Below are 16,024 nucleotides of genomic sequence, written 5' to 3'. Positions count from 1 at the left end.
AATCTGACAAAATTATTTTAGGTTTAAAAACTGTAAAACATCACTTACATGATCAGGCTTCGCAATGATGCGGTTTTGGGCATCTACAACAAAATAGGTAGGCGTAGCATGGATATTAAAGGTTTCCGTATAGGAACTGTTCCAGCCGCGCAGTTCACTGTCGTTAATCCAGGGCAATGCCGCTACCTTGCTCTCGTACACTCCGCGGTCAGAATCCAATGAAAATCCAACTACTTCAATATTTTGGGCCTTCATGGCATTGTATCTTTCCAATAATTTTGGAAGTTCAGCTTCGCAGTGTGAACATGTAGCGGACCAGAAAACAATCACTTTTTTATCCGCTTTTACACTGTGAAGATTTTTGGCCGATGTATTGGAGGAGCGTACAAACTTATAGTCAGGGAAAAGGGCTCCCAATTCCACATTGTTATTCGCTTTTATTGTAGAAGCCAATCTGTCATTGATTGTACATTTGAGGTTTTTGGCTTGGGTCAGGTATTTATCTTTTAAAGCTGTCATACCATAAACATCAAAAATATCAATGAGTTCCGACATCACCGTCTGTCCGCGAGGTGTTTCTACATTCAACCTTTTGAGTAAGGCATCAACGAAGGAATCCACATTAGCACTTCCGGCGGAGTTCAGGAAATTCACCAGTACCGGACGAAGCAGTGATGATGACTCCAGCATCTCACCCGAATTCGCAATAAAATCGGCAATTTCTTTTTGTGCCGGCATCGTCTCGGCAGATCTCTCTACCAGAAATTTATTGTAATTGGTGTTGTAATAGTTCACAAACGGATTGCTGGACGGATCAACGGTATAGGTTTGGCCGATTTCCCGGATTTCCTTTTCCAAAGCTTTGCCAAAATCTGTCCCCGGCCTGTAATATTCCTTAATCTGGACGAGGGCAGGATAAATGAGATCTTTTTTCTTCTGCTGGTCCTGTACCTTTTCCATCAGCATATTTACAGGATCATTGTATACCACATTTATCTTATTGCCTTCGGACTCGAGTTTGAGACTGACATCCTTATTTTCAGAAATCATGCTGAATGAAGCATTGTTCTCCGGAAAGTAAATTTTCATCATCCCCACGTAACGCTGCGGCACTTTAAAGGTCCAGCCCGAATTCTTTTTCATTTCCCTGGACACAATAATATCCTTGGAACCGTTTAGTGTATAGAGAATTGCTTCTTTTGCAGTAAATGCCGGCGGTGCGTCTACTGTAACCGAAAACTGTGCCTGCAAAAAAGACCCTGTAATGATGGCGATAAGAAATGCGTATTTGCTCATATTTATTTATAAAGTCTCTGAAATAATTGAAAGAACCGAATTGTATTGATTGAAATTGAGAGTGATGGTTAAATCCTCCGGCAAAAAGCCGCTGAAGTTCCGTTTAACTACTGATCCTGATATCTTCCGGAGTGAGAATGATTTCGTCATGCTCGCCAATGGAAAACATATGATCTTCCAGCACCTTTTCGGTAGTACCTCTAAGACCACGGGCGCCCAACCCTTTTTCAATGGTCTCTTCTACAATTCTTTCAATCGCGCCTTCGGTAAATTCAAGCTTGATTCCGTCCATCTTAAAGAGTTCCACAAACTGGTTTACGATTGAGTTCTTAGGCTCGGTCATAATCCTTATCATCGTTTCCTTTGTAAGGGCATCAAGATGTGTAACGATTGGAAAGCGGCCCAACAGTTCGGGAATAAGTCCGAATTTTCTTAAGTCAATTGCATTGATTTGGCTCAGGATATAACTTCCCTCGGCTGTACTGTTCAGTTTCTCGGCACTGAAACCGATAGCCTGCTTATTCAGTCTTCTTTCTATGATTTCTTTTATCCCGTCGAAAGCTCCACCGGCGATAAAAAGAATATTCTGTGTATTTACCTGGATGTATTTCTGATCCGGATGCTTGCGCCCACCCTGCGGCGGTACATTAACAATGCTTCCTTCCAGAAGTTTCAACAGACCCTGCTGCACTCCTTCGCCGGAAACGTCGCGTGTGATGCTCGGGTTGTCTGATTTTCTGGCAATCTTGTCTATTTCGTCAATAAAAACGATTCCGCGCTCCGCTTTTTCAACATCATAATCAGCCACCATGAGGAGTCTGGACAGAATACTTTCCACATCCTCGCCTACATAACCAGCTTCGGTAAGAATAGTAGCATCAACAATACAGAAAGGGACGTTAAGTTCCCTGGCGATAGTTTTGGCCAAGAGGGTCTTACCCGTTCCGGTTTCGCCGATCATAATGATATTGGACTTTTCGATCTCCACTTCCCTGTTTTCCACTTTGGAATGAAGCAACCTCTTGTAATGATTATATACTGCAATCGAGAGCTGCTTTTTAGCCTGATCCTGTCCTATTACATATTCGTCCAGATAAGTCTTGATCTCCTTCGGTTTTTTCAGGTCCTCCAGCTTTTGAGCCGGTGCCGATCCATCCTTCTTTGTGCCTTCCTTCACAATACCGTGTGCCTGTTCAATACAGGTTTCGCAGATAAAGCCTTCCTGACCGGCCACAAGCATCTCCACTTCGTTTCTTTTTCTGCCACAAAATGAACACTGATTTTTATTCATGTTTTTTCTTAAATATAATTTGTAAGGTAAAATGGTGCTGTTCACCGGATGAAAAAGTCGTAAAAAAATAAATTTTACGACTTAATTTATGTTCAGGCCTTAACTATAGCTTCCTGAATGTCCCTGAATTCTGTTTCGCTTAGTTTGAGCCTCACATTTGCAAAATTGAGATCACCAATTAAATTTAACGGAACGAGATGAATGTGTGCATGGGGAACCTCGAGACCCACCACCGCGATTCCAACGCGGACACAGGGAATGGCCTTGCCAACTTTGGCAGCCACCTTCTGTGCGAAAGCCCAAAGTTCCTTATATTCTTCCGTTTCCATATCAAAGATAAGATCCGTTTCTTTTTTCGGAATTACCAGTGTATGTCCTTTAACGAGGGGCATCACATCCAGGAATGCCAGGAAACGGTCATCTTCAGCAATTTTATATGCCGGGATTTCGCCCTCAATAATTTTAGTGAATACTGTGCTCATATTACAGTCAGTAAAATAACTTTTCAATATTACAGTGAGATTTCCAGCACCTCAAAAGACAGTTTGTTACCGTTAGGCAACTCAATTTCTGCCTGGTCGCCAACGGCCTTACCTAAAAGTCCTTTTGCAATCGGCGTGTTCACAGAGATCTTACCACTCTTAAGATCACTTTCGTTATCAGGAACCAGGGTGAATTTCTGCTCCTGCTTGGTTCCGTTATTTTTGAGACGCACCGTGGTAAGTATAGATACTTTAGAAGTATCCAGAAGGTTCTCGTTAATTACTTTGGCATTAGCAATCAGGTCTTTCAGTTTGGAAATTCTCATTTCCAGCATACCCTGTGCTTCCTTTGCGGCATCATACTCTGCATTTTCGGAAAGATCGCCTTTATCCCGCGCCTCAGCGATCTGCTGGGTAATCTTTGGTCTTTCAATACTCTCAAGTTTGTCCAGTTCGGATTTCATCTTATCCAATCCCTCCTGCGTTACGTATGTTGACATGATCTTATTTTTATATTAAGTAAAAAAAAATTATCCGACCATTACAGCCCGGACAATGATTATATTTGTATTTCGTTGTACAAATATATAAAATATAATTTAATATGAAACAGGTCGGCACCCTGATAACAGCAGTATTTATTCTGGTATTCAGCGCATTAAATCTAACTTCCTGCGGCCGGACCGCTGAAACTGTGAGCTGCTTTCCCGACACGAATATAAATGTAGTTCTTAATCTGAATTTACCCTCATACCAAAGTCTGCAAAATGTAGGTGGGTGGATTTATGTAAATGAACAAAGTCCCGGTACGCGCGGCCTGATTGTAGTACGTACCACTACCGGATTTAAAGTTTACGACCGTAACGCGCCTCACCTTTGTCCGGATTCCAATACCACACTTATGGTAACGGACAATATAAAGATCACCTGCGCCAAAGACGGTGCCGAATGGATATTATATACCGGCGAGCCTACCCAGATTGCGCAGGTTCCGCCCAAGACCTATCAGTCCAATTATAACGCCGGAACAAACATCCTTAACATTTATAATTAGACGAAAGGAATGCGTGTAGTAGTTCAAAGAGTGTCGCAAGCCAGCGTAAAGGTAGACGGTGAAATTGCGGGAGAAATCGGAACCGGGCTCCTGCTTCTTGTGGGTATTGAAGAAACAGACGTTCACAAAGATGCTGAATGGCTGGCACAGAAGATCATCAACCTTCGCATCTTTGGCGATGAAGAAGGCAAGATGAACCGTTCTGTCCTGGATATTAACGGCGGAATACTCTGCATCAGCCAGTTTACGCTGATAGCCGATTACCGGAAAGGCAATCGTCCCTCATTTATTAGAGCTGCCAAACCCGAAACAGCAATTCCCCTTTTTGAATATTTTAAAACTGAACTTTCCAAATCGCAGTTAAATGTCCAAAGCGGCATCTTTGGTGCAGACATGAAAGTTTCACTGCTAAATGATGGCCCGGTTACCATCACCATGGACAGCAGGCCCTAAAACGAAAAAGCCTTCATTAAAAATGAAGACCTTCTACTGAAATATATATGAGAAATTGGTGCTTAGTTGGTTGTAACGGGCAGGCTGCTGAAATTCATTGAAGTTCTGATGCCCAAATCCGTGGCAGGACTGCTTTTCAAAACATAGACAATCCTTTGCTGCACAGCATTGCCGGACTTCATCACACTGTCCAGAACCTGATTTGAATTCACATCCAAAGAAAGCGTATTACCAATATTATCGGCAATATTTTCACGGGAAGCTACCAGAACTTCACTTCCACCGGCGGAAAGATATACTTTAACACTTTGGAAGACACCCATACTCTGGCCACCGGCGGTAACTGTCATATTCGCGCTGGCAACACGGATATCTTTCACATTAGAAGTAGCACCCACCAACTGATTGATGCTGGTACCTGCACCTACAGCACTTAGTGTAGTGTTTGCAGGCGAAGCCTGGGTCACCACGATATTGGTAGTATAGGGAAAAGTATTCTGCATAATGGATGAAACTGTGGAACAGCTTGCTAAAGTTGCGGTAGCAAAAACTGCGGTAAGGAATGTATTTTTCATAGTATTGATTTTCTGCAAAACCGTACTTCAGATATTATACCAGAGTTAAATTCTTAACAGTAATTAACATTATTCACCGGAGAAACAGTTTGAACTTACCTAAAGAACGACCCGATGCCATATTGCTCTTCCCCACGACTAACCAAATATCCCCGGAATCTTTTATTTCGTAGGAAAATTCTCTGCCGAATGGGCCATCCCATTGACCGTCGGGCAAACGAAGCTGATTGACACGGATGTTCATCTCAGGTATCGACGGGACGATCCTGGCAGATATCTTTGAGCCTGTGAAATTCTTTATTTTTACAATTAGTTGCTGATCGGGATCGGAAAATTCGTCCTCAACAGTAAGTGGAATCATATCCCCACTGATTGTTTTGATAATTTTATTACCGTCTATTGTGCGGAAAGTTTCTGAGTGCCCGGTTGAATCAGCTGTTTCCTGAACCGACACCGCCCTTTCCGGAACAGCTGCATTTTGTTGTGCGGCTGTTTTTCCCGTAACAGAACTGGAATCATTTCCTGTGTAATGTGCTTCCTTTATTTCTTTTTTGCTGCATGCTGTAAAAAGCAAGGAAAAAATTCCCAGGACGTACACTTTCATATTGCTTAATAATTAATCGTTTGGTAATAAAGGATGCTGGAAAGGAAGGTCCTGTCCTTTTGCTCCGCTACTTTTTCTGTAACATTGGCTGCTTCAAGGGGATATTTTTCAAGCAGAAGATCATCATTATAGTTCATTGTCCGGTGAAATTCGAAACTACCTTTATTGTTGCTGATGTTATACGAAGTGGCCAGATACCCCCAGTTAAAAAAAGCAGCCACCAATACTGTTCCATAAAAGTACCAGGCCATGTGATTAAAGAGATAAGCGTTGGTCTTCCGCTTTCTTATTTTGACAAATGTGAGCACAAGGCCGATAATGCAGAGAATCACAAAGGTATACACTCCCAGTCTTTTGTAGGTAAGCCCCAAATGAAGTACATATTCTGAATTCTTGATAAATGCTGATAGCACCAGTATCACATTCAATGCAAGCCAGATTTCGGCAAGAACCTTTAATGGCCGGGCTTTATGATCGAAATTAAAACTTCCTTTGAAGTAAAACATAATGACCAACACTGCCATCACAATGGAGAGTATTACAGCGTTCACCCGCTCATGCGTTTCAATTGACAACTCAGCTGCAGAAGCAGGTGTTTCAAAAAACTGTTCAAAATTAAATGTAATAATAAAGATCAGCAGCAGGATATTCAGTGCGGCAAAGGATATAATTCCACTGGTCCGTTCTGCTTCAATGCCAAGAAAAGACGAGGTAGGCTTCTGTGCCAGGTGGGCGGCATTAAAATCATTCTTCAAAAAATTATTCCACTCGGGAAAGAAATTATAAATCTTAAAATTCCAGAAGTTAAACGCTATAAAAAATCCCAGCGAGGTGAGAACAATAAACTGCCAGACATCAAAATTCCACTCCCAATTATCAAAAATTCCGGCAAAGTGCGTGCTTCCCAGTGAGTAAATGCCGAAGAAGGCCAGGATGAAAAATGCCGGGATCAATATCACCGCAATCAGTCTTCTAAAGGCTGAGGAGGTACTTATCGCGGGCAGCCATTCGCCAAACTGAAATACTCTGTAGATAAAGGTGATAAAATTTACACCGAATACAGGGATTACGAACAGGGATTTTAATCCGTGCTCCCGGGAGTGAAACGTGAGGAGCGCAAGCGAAGTGAATACTGCCAAAAAAGAAGCAAAATCGCCGTACCAGGCAAATGAAACGCCCGACAGGATGCTGAGGACAAAAAGGAGCAGGAAAGTACGGGTGCGCAGGGCTTCCGGTGTACGGAATAAAGTAAGCAAGGCATAGGAAATTCCTAAAATTCCCAGGTTCAGGCCCATATCTTCGTCATAAAATAAGGTTACAAAAAGTACCGTAGTGAGGAGAATCAGTTGGTGTGTTTTCATTTTTTAATTTTTTAATTATTTAGATATGTTGTTTTTTCTTAACAATATAATTCAAAGTCCTTTGTGTTTCAAAGTTCAAAGGCAAAAAAATATAGAACTACCGTCCCAGCAGTTTTTCCAGAGCCACCAGATGTTCCCTGAAGGCATCTTTTCCTGTCTCAGTTGCCCTATAGGAAGTCTTTGGTTTTTTGCCCACAAACTCTTTTTTTACCTCAATAAATTTAGATTTTTCCAGTGCGGTACTGTGACTCGCCAAATTACCGTCTGTGATTTCAAGCAAATTTTTCATCTCTGTAAAGTCAACCCAGTCATTCACCATCAGAACGGACATAATACCCAGTCTGACGCGGCTTTCGAATTCTTTGTTGAGTTTACTTATCATTATTAGAGGTTAGAGGTTAGAAGTTAGAAGTTAGAGATTTGATTGACGCTTTGTAAAATTTTGAATTTTGAATTTTGAATTTTGAATTAAGATGAACTGCTGTTCGTGCTGATTGGTGTGTTTTACATCATGGTTCTTGGCTCTTGATTCTTGGCTCTTGATTCCTGGTTCCCGGTTCCTGGCTCAGACAATTACCTGTATTTTCTATGCATCACCAAACCATAGACTATATGGAGAATGCCGAATCCAAGTGCCCAGAACAGCAGTCCCCAACCCGGAATAAAGAGAGCGATCAGGCCCAGCAAAATCTGGCAATACCCCAGATACTGAATATCAGTGAATGTATATTTTGAAGCATTAACCAAAGCAAGTCCGTAAAAGATCAGGGTGGCGGGAGCCACAAAGACAAAAAAATCATGGTAAAGCAAACCCAAACAGAATACCCCGCCGGCTACAAGCGGCACCGAGAAATTAAACAGCAGTCTTTTTGTGGTATGGTCCCAAATCTGCAGATTTTTCTCCCGACTCTTTCTGGCCGTAAAAATATAACCGGAAAATACAGCCAAAATAAGAATTACAGCACCAATTATCACCAGTTCGCTCACAAGGACCTCACTGAAAACGTTTCTTTTCCCATCAAAGTAATCAATTCCCTCCCGCTTGAATACAAAATAAACATAAACTGATCCCACCAGGGCCACCAGGCCTGCAAAGACTCCGGAGAGGCCACTTAGGGAAATAAAGCGGGAACTGCGCTCCATCATGCTGCGGATGTGCGCCAGGTCTTCGTGATAATTCTTTGACTCCATAAAAAGAACTTTGAATTACAAAGTTAAATTAAAATCTGATTAGACAAACAGTTTACTGATAATTTTTTTTTGAAAGGTCCAAATTTGAAATTATCAGTGCCGGAATATCTCCACAGAGTCAAAATATTCCTATATTTAACAGCATCATTCTAAAAATTATATGGATAAAAGAGAACTGCGCAGTTCCATATTCAGGCATCTGGACGGTATAGTAACCGCGCCGGTTGTTGCTGCGCTGCAGAAAAAACAGATCCTGGACCTCATCACAGAGGCAAAAACAATTACACTGCGGGAACTAACCGAAAAAACAGGGGCCAATGAAGGTTATCTGAATGTAGCCTTAAGAGTTTTGGCATCGCAGGGATTTCTGGACTACCAGCTGAACAGCGATGATGAAACGGTTACAATTTCTGCAAATGACAATACCACCCAGCTGCTCTCTTTCGTTTCTTTATATGAAAAGGTTATCCCTTTTCAGCGGGAATCCACCACCTTCGATTTCCAGCAGCTTGAACCTCAGTCCTTCAATAACCTCGTCTTACTGTTTGAGGAGTTCCGGAACGGTTTCGGCATCCAAAATTCCGGGAAGCAGGGCGCATCAGGAATTCAGCAGCAGGTACTTAAACATATTGAAGGCTGTCTGGTGGGGCCAATAATTGTTCAACTCGGGATGAACGGCATGTTCCATAAATATTTCATGGAGACTTCATTCCAGGCCGTCGAATTTCACAAAAACCCGGACAACTTTGAAAAGATTCTAGATTTCCTGAGTGACCTGGGCTGGTTTACCAAAAACAATCAGAATTATAAATTCACCGAAAGTGGATTGTATTTCGCGCGGCGCGCTGCCTCGTATGGTGTGACCGTGTCCTATTTACCCCTGTTCAACCGGCTGGACGACCTACTTTTTGGTGATCCAAAAAAGTTGCGCGAAACTGCCGAAGGAGAAGACGAAATCCATGTGGACAGGAAAATGAACGTTTGGGGAAGCGGTGGCGCCCACTCTACCTACTTTAAAGTAGTCACAGATTTCATCGTCTCCATTTTCAATCAGCCTATACATTTGCAGCCGAAAGGAATCCTGGATATGGGTTGTGGCAACGGTGCCTTTATCCAGCACATTTTTGAAACTATTGAAAGGCATACTTTACGCGGAAGAATGCTTGAGGATTACCCACTTTTCCTCGTGGGCGCCGATTACAACCAGGCAGCACTTAATGTTACGCGCGCTAACCTCATCAACAATGACATTTGGGCGAAAGTGATCTGGGGCGATATTGGTGATCCCGACCGACTGGCAAAGGACCTGAAAGAAAATTATGAAATAGACCTGTCTGATCTGGTGAACATCCGTACCTTCCTGGATCACAACAGAATCTGGAAAGATCCCGCGAATATGAATCCGGACCGAATTTCCACATCAAGTGGAGCCTTTGCTTTTCGGGGAAGAAGGATTCCCAACAAACTGGTGGAAGAAAATCTGAGGGAACACCTTAATCTCTGGCTTCCCTATATTAAGAAGAACGGCTTACTGGTGATAGAACTTCATACCCTGAATCCTGAACTTACCCGCCAACATCTTGGTGAGACGGCCGCAACAGCTTACGATGCCACACATGGATTTTCGGATCAGTATATTGTTGAGATTGACGTTTTCCACAAAATATGCAATGAAGTAGGACTGACCGTGGATAAAGATCTGTTTAAAAAATATCCCGACTCAGATTTGGCAACGGTTTCCATTAACCTGTTGAAGGCATAAATCAAAAAAGCAAAGACAAAATCTTTGCTTTTTATTTTTACCGAAGCTGATAATTACTTAGAGCGCAGCCTTTCTTTGATCTTTTCAATGTTCTGCTTTGCAGAATCTTCCAGGATCAGACTTGCACTCATATGAATTCTTTCCGGCATTAGGTTTTCAAAATGTTCAGTTCCCTCCCATGAAACCTTTTTAATTAAGGCCAAAGCATCTGTACTTCTGGCTGAAAGTCCGGTAAGGAACTGCTGAAGTTGCGCATCCATCTCAGCAATTGTTGGCGAAACCGAATGGTAAACATCGTGCTTTTCGCACCAGTCTGCGCTGCGGAAGTCGGCATCAATAGACATGGCCGTATAAGCTGACTTACCGATTTTACGCTCCACATAAGGTCCGATAACAAATGGGCCGATACCAAGATTGAGTTCTGTGAGTGCCATGGCTGCACTTTCAACAGCGAAGCAGTAGTCTGCCGCGCAGGCAATTCCTACTCCACCACCGGTTGTTTTACCCTGCACTCGAACGATTACAAGCTTGCCGCAATTACGCATGGCATTCAGCACTTTTGCAAATCCCCCAAAGAATTTTGTACTTGCCTCAAGCTCTTCAATTGCTAACAGTTCATCAAAGCTGGCACCGGCGCAGAAGGCTTTTTCACCGTCCGATTTAAGCAGAATAGCTTTCACACTTTCATCTTTTCCCTTGTCCAGAATGGTTTGGGCCAGTTTTTCAAGTATTTCACCCGGCAGCGAATTACTTTTTGGATGTCCGAAAGTTATTTCGGCAATATTGTTTCTGACTTCGTGGTTTACAAATCCGTTGTTCATTATTCTTTATTTAACGCAATTAAATATTTATCAATATATAGCTGTTTCTCTTTACTTTTGTATTGCTGAATGTACCGGGGGTGTTCCAGCACAGTCATCTTATCAAAAAAGCGGTTCTCACTGTTGAGTTTTTCAATGAAAGCAGCATTTTTCTTTCCCAAAACAAACACTTCGGAAGTATCCAGGCCTAAACCGATATGGCATCTGATGCTTTCAGTCATAAAACTCTTCACCACTTCAAACAGTGATTTATCGTCGTAGTAATTCGCATTCAGCCAACTGCCGTTCTTTTGTTTTCTGATAATAGCCAAAGGGAAGGGCGAATTTATATAAAAATCTGCATAAAACCGTTCAGGACCTCCGTACTGACTGATGACCTCATATAAAAATACTGACGAAATCTCGTGTGTATTCGCCGATTTCATTTCAATGCCACACACTGTTTCCAGACGTTTCGTATCAGTAAACGGAACACCCGTCACTCCGGCGCCATGCCGGCTCGGATTAATCCCTATTATGAATTTCCGCTTTCGATTATCATTATAGAACTTATGGTAAAAAGCGGTCATCACCTCCAATGTTTCCGGATTATCAAAGAATGGATTGAGGACATCGAAACCAGGCGGGAGAGATCCGGTGTACTTCAGGTTTTTGTTGAAGGTTATTACTTTCTGGCCAAAGGATTTTTGCATTTTAAATTTACTATGTAACTATATACTTTTGAGTGCTTGTATTAATATCACCAACGTTTCCTCCTAGAGATTCCAGAGGAATCGTATCTGTGTAGAGGTTTTGAGATGTTGTGAAAGGGCGTCCCGTAGGGACGCTATCTCTAATCACTCGTAAAAATCAAAAAGATATTTCTCTTCATAATCTACAGCAAATTTCTGCAGAAAATCCAGATATTCCTCTCTGAAACTTTTTCGTTGGTGATGTTCAGCCTGATTTAAAATATAGTTTCTTACTACTTCCTTCTGACTTCTAGAATATGAAAATATACCGTAACCTTCTTGCCACGAAAAATGTCCAACAATCATTTTCTTTTCATTAATAAATTTCGTGGACTCAGTTTTTACAACTTTTACTAAATCAGGAATAGCTATTTGAAGATTTTTATAACTTAAAAGAATATGAATATGATCGGGATTGGCATAAATAGCTATTACCTTCTGACCTTTATTACGAAAAATCCCACAGATGTACTTTTCAAGTTCATCCTTAATTGCAGATACTATTTTAGTTTCCCTGCCTCTCGTGGCAAAAAATAATTGCAAATATATTTGCGAGTAGGTATTTGGCATTCTCAATATTTTATAACATCAGATTGCGCTCCTACGGAGCGCAAATTTATCAAATGATTATTTCTACACAGATGGTGTTCCTATGGAACACCAAAGCGAATCCGCAGGATAAAATAATTTTAAACCCTTCTGTGCACCTCTTTACAGACCGAACTGCTCGAAATGATGCGTAAAATGTTTCCTGTGGAATAGTTCCATCATTTCTTTGTTTAAAGTTCCGAAGCGTGGATGGTAATGTTCGGCATCTGGGTTTTCCCGGTAGTAGATCAGATATTCCTTCAGGGTTTGCATCAGATTCTCTTTTGCCTGGGCAAGGTTCTTAAATCTGAGGGCAGGTTTTTCGCCTTCTTTCAGTAATGGATATTGCGCACCGGGTCTTATTTTCTGGTCGGTATAGATCCAGTCCTGCAGCTTTTCCATTTTCTCGGCGGGAATTTCGGGGAAGTCTGAAGGATCCAGTTTACTGAAACCGTTGCGCATAACTTCTTCCAGATGTTCTACCATCATTTGCGGCGTCATTTCGCCGAATTTTCTTTCGGTGGATTCTGTCAGACCGTTCAGGCGCTTCTGAATATCCTTCGCATTCAGTTCCATAAACGGTGACTGTTTCGCAACCAAAGTCAGGATGGTAGCTACACACACGATCTCATCACGCTGATTCACGACCTCTACAAGCCATTTTACTACCCCACTTGGAATGTTGCGGCCTTTAACACCTTTGTTGATTTTCTCTTTTGCCGTCAGATAGACGGTAATCGTGTCGCCAGCGTAAACGGGTTTAAAGAAACTCGCATTTTCAAGCCCATAATTCGCAATCACCGGACCTTTTTTACCCGACACAAACAGTCCGGCTGCCGCTGAGAGGATAAAATACCCATGTGCTACCGTTTTGTCGAAGATGGTTCCGTTCAGGCTGGTGGCATCTGTATGGGCGTAGAAATGATCCCAGGAAACATTGGAAAAATTGACAATGTCGGCTTCTGTTACCGTTCTGCCGGCGGTTTCCAGAGAATCACCAATTTCCACCTCTTCAAAGAACTTTCTGAAAGGATGCTTATCTGAGAATTTCTGCACTGCCCCCTGCTGATACACTTTTGTTATGGCCGTAAGCATATCGGGCGAGCCCTGAACAGCTGTTTTCTGAAGGAAGAAGTGCAGACCGTTCAGGCCGCCCATCTCTTCACCTCCACCTGCCCTGCCAGGACCGCCGTGCATTAAGGTCGGCAGAGGCGAGCCGTGACCGGTGCTTTCTTTGGCACTGTCGCGGTTCAGCACGAAGATTCGTCCATGCTGTGATGCCATTCTCCAGGAAGTTTCAGCCACAAATTTTTCATCGTTGGAAACAATGGAGCCTACCAAGCTGCCTTTTCCGCGCTTTGCAAGTGCCGCAGCTTCTTCGGCATCGCGGTAAGGCATCAGTGTAGAAACCGGTCCGAACGCTTCCACATCGTGAGAGATGTTTTTTTCGAAAGGCTTATCGTTATAAAAGATTTTCGGACTCATAAAGGAGCCTGACTCATAGCTGGCATCCAGAAGTTCATGCTGTCCGTCATAGATCAGTTCGGTTTCGGCTTTCAGCAGATTTACATTCTTCAGGACTTCTTCATACTGCTGTTTTCCTACCAGCGAGCCCATGCGGGTTTCCCGATTCAGCGGATTACCGATTTTAGTCTGGTCCAGCGCTTTACCTAAAGCAGTCTGAACTTCATCAACCAAATTTTCCGGTACCATAATACGGCGGATCGCTGTACATTTCTGCCCCGCCTTGGTTGTAATTTCATTGCGGACTTCCTTGATAAAGAGATCAAATTCCGGTGTACCCGGTTTTGCATCCAAGCCTAAAATGGAACAGTTGAGTGAGTCGGCTTCCATATTGAAGCGTACCGCATTGGTTGATACTGACGGAAGCGATTTAAGTTTCTTACCTGTTCTGGCCGAACCGGTGAACAGCACTGAGTCCCCGTCCTGAACATAATCCAGCATATTTCCGGGCTCACCGCAAACCAATTGTATGGCACCTTCGGGAAGGAGACCGCTATCAATCATATCAGCAAACACCGCATTGGTAAGGTAAGATCCCGGCGTTGCCGGCTTTACAATACTGGGAACACCGGCTAACAGTGAGGTGGAAAGTTTCTCCATCATACCCCAAACAGGAAAGTTATAGGCATTGATCTGAACCGAAATACCTTCACTTGGCGTCAGGATATGAGTTCCCAGAAAGGTTCCGTTGGCTGAAATCTTCTGGGTATCGCCGTCTACCCAAAAGGGAGTGTTGGGCAACATTCTTTTTGCCAGACCCGAATAAGTGAAGAAGGTACCGAAACCACCTTCAATATCCACCCAGGAGTCGGTATGCGTGGCTCCGGTCTTGTAAGAAAGCTCATAATACTTCTTCTTTCTCTCCAGAAGATAAAGAGCGACTTTCTTGAGCATTTCGCCGCGGTCGTAAAAGGTCATAGACGAAAGGTTTTTGTACCCTACCGTTCTACCATAATCCAGCGCCTGCTGAAAATCGATGCCGCCCGTATCAGAAATGGCAACAAGTTCACCGTTTACCGCGTTGTATAATGGAATCTCTTCGCCGGAACCTTCTGTCCACTGGCCGTATATATAATTTTTTAGTTTCATGTCAGGTTAATTTATAATGATAAGGTGGGCAGATAACTTTCTACCATATTATAATTTAATGTACTTTGAATTACGGGTTTTAATATTGTTGAATTCTAAAAAACTTACTAATTTTTCTTTTTCGTCAGGAAAAAAATAGGTTTTTCTCTTCTTGCCGTTTTGCAGAATAAAATAAGCATGCTCAAAACGGAATACGTCTTTCTGGAAGTTTACCAACAGGATTTCATCTTTCGATAGCCGGTCTCTAACATTCAGCTTTAAACTGAAAAAAACCATGGAGATTCCGCACAGGAAAAGGAAAAAGTAATAAAACTTTTCAGACGCAAATGATTGGCCGCCATTCATAAAAGTGGTAAGCGCAAACAATATCACTGACGTTCCTGCAATAATGGAAAATATTTTCTGATATTTTAGGCGGTCTTTAATAACCAGTTCATTATCATCAATCAAGATTGTTGAGTGCATTAATTTAAGTTCCTGCATCCTATAAACATTATATAATTACAAATCCGTAACTTTCTTTTCAATTTTATAGACCGTTCCCCGGAAAGATGCCACCAGGACCTGATCCTGATTCTTTATCGAGATGTCATAAATTCCTGTTTTCCGCGTATCGGAGATCAGTACGCTTTCAGCTGTAAGGATATCGCCCATCCTCACAGCTTTTGTAAAATTGATTACGCAGTTCAGCGCAACAGAAGCTTCATTAGTATTGTTACTGGAGAATGCGAGCGCCGAATCGGCCAGGGAAAAGGTGATGCCGCCGTGTACGGTCTTCAGACCATTGATCATTTCGGCTTTTACAGGCATCTCAATAAGGCAATATTTTTCCCGAACCTCCACCAGTTGAATTCCCATCCATTTTGAGAATTCGTCCTGATTGAGCATGTATTGAGCAGTTTCTAATGGAGTCATTTAGTTTAATGTGTCAATGTAATAGTTTAACAATGTAAAAGTAATTAACGGCGAACCTTTTTATTTAAGTCACTTTGCAGCTTAACTTTTCTTTGCTGGATGATAATATTCTGCAGTATCAGAACAATAAAAATAAAGAGGAGCATGAAAAGATGCCGCGGAGCATCGGCCAATACCGAATTCAGCGTTTCCATATTGAAGCCGTCCCAAATAAACTGAAGCAAAAAAAACAGCACGCCGAAAGAGATGGTTCCGCGCAGGCTTTTAAGAAGTATGTTCGTTATCAT

General features: G+C 42.3%; 19 protein-coding genes. 3 read left to right on the top strand and 16 right to left on the bottom strand.

The genetic code is table 11. From position 1 onward, the window contains the following. Window positions 1-12: 12 nt before the first annotated feature. The 4 genes from F7R58_RS02190 to greA all read right to left on the bottom strand — a co-directional run bounded on the left by F7R58_RS02190 (window position 13) and on the right by greA (window position 3,569). On the bottom strand, window positions 13-1,296 hold the full coding sequence (locus F7R58_RS02190) for a TlpA family protein disulfide reductase (RefSeq protein ID WP_158063342.1): 1,284 nt from the start codon (window positions 1,294-1,296) through the stop codon (window positions 13-15). A gap of 103 nt (window positions 1,297-1,399) precedes the next feature. Further along, window positions 1,400-2,587 (bottom strand): ATP-dependent Clp protease ATP-binding subunit ClpX, encoded by a 1,188-nt coding sequence (clpX, locus tag F7R58_RS02185; protein ID WP_158063341.1) that lies wholly within the window; start codon window positions 2,585-2,587, stop codon window positions 1,400-1,402. Window positions 2,588-2,679: 92 nt separating this feature from the next. Then, window positions 2,680-3,069, bottom strand: coding sequence for an HIT family protein (locus tag F7R58_RS02180; protein ID WP_158063340.1), 390 nt, complete (start codon window positions 3,067-3,069; stop codon window positions 2,680-2,682). Window positions 3,070-3,098: 29 nt separating this feature from the next. Then, entirely contained in the window at window positions 3,099-3,569 is a 471-nt protein-coding gene (gene greA, locus F7R58_RS02175; RefSeq protein ID WP_158063339.1) for a transcription elongation factor GreA, read from the bottom strand. Window positions 3,570-3,673: 104 nt separating this feature from the next. On the opposite strand from greA, the gene F7R58_RS02170 reads away from it, so the two are divergent. Next, window positions 3,674-4,123, top strand: a complete 450-nt coding sequence (locus F7R58_RS02170; protein WP_158063338.1) for a hypothetical protein — start codon at window positions 3,674-3,676, stop codon at window positions 4,121-4,123. Between the two features lie 9 nt (window positions 4,124-4,132). Then, window positions 4,133-4,576, top strand: coding sequence for a D-aminoacyl-tRNA deacylase (dtd, locus tag F7R58_RS02165; protein WP_158063337.1), 444 nt, complete (start codon window positions 4,133-4,135; stop codon window positions 4,574-4,576). 62 nt (window positions 4,577-4,638) lie between these two features. Here dtd and F7R58_RS02160 read toward each other — a convergent pair whose 3' ends face one another. From F7R58_RS02160 to F7R58_RS02140, 5 genes are all read right to left on the bottom strand, one after another. After that, window positions 4,639-5,151, bottom strand: coding sequence for a hypothetical protein (locus F7R58_RS02160; RefSeq protein ID WP_158063336.1), 513 nt, complete (start codon window positions 5,149-5,151; stop codon window positions 4,639-4,641). A 73-nt stretch (window positions 5,152-5,224) separates the two neighbouring features. Then, window positions 5,225-5,755 (bottom strand): hypothetical protein, encoded by a 531-nt coding sequence (locus F7R58_RS02155; RefSeq protein ID WP_158063335.1) that lies wholly within the window; start codon window positions 5,753-5,755, stop codon window positions 5,225-5,227. Window positions 5,756-5,760: 5 nt separating this feature from the next. Then, window positions 5,761-7,116: a DUF4173 domain-containing protein gene (locus F7R58_RS02150; RefSeq protein ID WP_158063334.1), complete on the bottom strand. Its 1,356-nt coding sequence runs from the start codon at window positions 7,114-7,116 to the stop codon at window positions 5,761-5,763. Between the two features lie 97 nt (window positions 7,117-7,213). Next, entirely contained in the window at window positions 7,214-7,498 is a 285-nt protein-coding gene (locus tag F7R58_RS02145) for a winged helix-turn-helix domain-containing protein (protein ID WP_158063333.1), read from the bottom strand. A 191-nt stretch (window positions 7,499-7,689) separates the two neighbouring features. Continuing rightward, the gene (locus F7R58_RS02140) at window positions 7,690-8,307 is read right to left on the bottom strand and encodes a hypothetical protein (RefSeq protein ID WP_158063332.1); all 618 of its coding nucleotides are present in this window, start codon (window positions 8,305-8,307) and stop codon (window positions 7,690-7,692) included. 160 nt (window positions 8,308-8,467) lie between these two features. Between F7R58_RS02140 and F7R58_RS02135 the strand changes: the two genes are divergently transcribed. Beyond that, window positions 8,468-10,069, top strand: a complete 1,602-nt coding sequence (locus F7R58_RS02135; protein ID WP_158063331.1) for a class I SAM-dependent methyltransferase — start codon at window positions 8,468-8,470, stop codon at window positions 10,067-10,069. Window positions 10,070-10,122: 53 nt separating this feature from the next. Here the strand turns inward: F7R58_RS02135 and F7R58_RS02130 are convergent, their stop codons facing one another. From F7R58_RS02130 to F7R58_RS02100, 7 genes are all read right to left on the bottom strand, one after another. Continuing rightward, complete coding sequence (locus F7R58_RS02130) at window positions 10,123-10,890, bottom strand: enoyl-CoA hydratase/isomerase family protein (protein ID WP_158063330.1); 768 nt, start codon at window positions 10,888-10,890, stop codon at window positions 10,123-10,125. Further along, window positions 10,890-11,582, bottom strand: a complete 693-nt coding sequence (locus F7R58_RS02125) for an SMUG2 DNA glycosylase family protein (protein WP_158063329.1) — start codon at window positions 11,580-11,582, stop codon at window positions 10,890-10,892. Before F7R58_RS02125 ends, F7R58_RS02130 begins: the two co-directional genes overlap by 1 nt. Window positions 11,583-11,726: 144 nt before the next feature. After that, window positions 11,727-12,191: an IS200/IS605 family transposase gene (gene tnpA, locus F7R58_RS02120; RefSeq protein WP_158063328.1), complete on the bottom strand. Its 465-nt coding sequence runs from the start codon at window positions 12,189-12,191 to the stop codon at window positions 11,727-11,729. 141 nt (window positions 12,192-12,332) lie between these two features. Beyond that, complete coding sequence (gene paaZ, locus F7R58_RS02115; RefSeq protein ID WP_158063327.1) at window positions 12,333-14,822, bottom strand: phenylacetic acid degradation bifunctional protein PaaZ; 2,490 nt, start codon at window positions 14,820-14,822, stop codon at window positions 12,333-12,335. 48 nt (window positions 14,823-14,870) lie between these two features. After that, window positions 14,871-15,287 (bottom strand): hypothetical protein, encoded by a 417-nt coding sequence (locus F7R58_RS02110; RefSeq protein WP_158063326.1) that lies wholly within the window; start codon window positions 15,285-15,287, stop codon window positions 14,871-14,873. A 36-nt stretch (window positions 15,288-15,323) separates the two neighbouring features. Then, the gene (locus F7R58_RS02105) at window positions 15,324-15,737 is read right to left on the bottom strand and encodes a PaaI family thioesterase (protein WP_158063325.1); all 414 of its coding nucleotides are present in this window, start codon (window positions 15,735-15,737) and stop codon (window positions 15,324-15,326) included. 44 nt (window positions 15,738-15,781) lie between these two features. Beyond that, window positions 15,782-16,024 (bottom strand): hypothetical protein, encoded by a 243-nt coding sequence (locus F7R58_RS02100; RefSeq protein ID WP_158063324.1) that lies wholly within the window; start codon window positions 16,022-16,024, stop codon window positions 15,782-15,784.

It is taken from the genome of Chryseobacterium sp., assembly GCF_008831505.1.
GTDB lineage: Bacteria > Bacteroidota > Bacteroidia > Flavobacteriales > Weeksellaceae > Marnyiella.
Note: the sequence above shows the minus strand (reverse complement) of the source record. Positions and strands in the feature narration are given on the sequence as shown.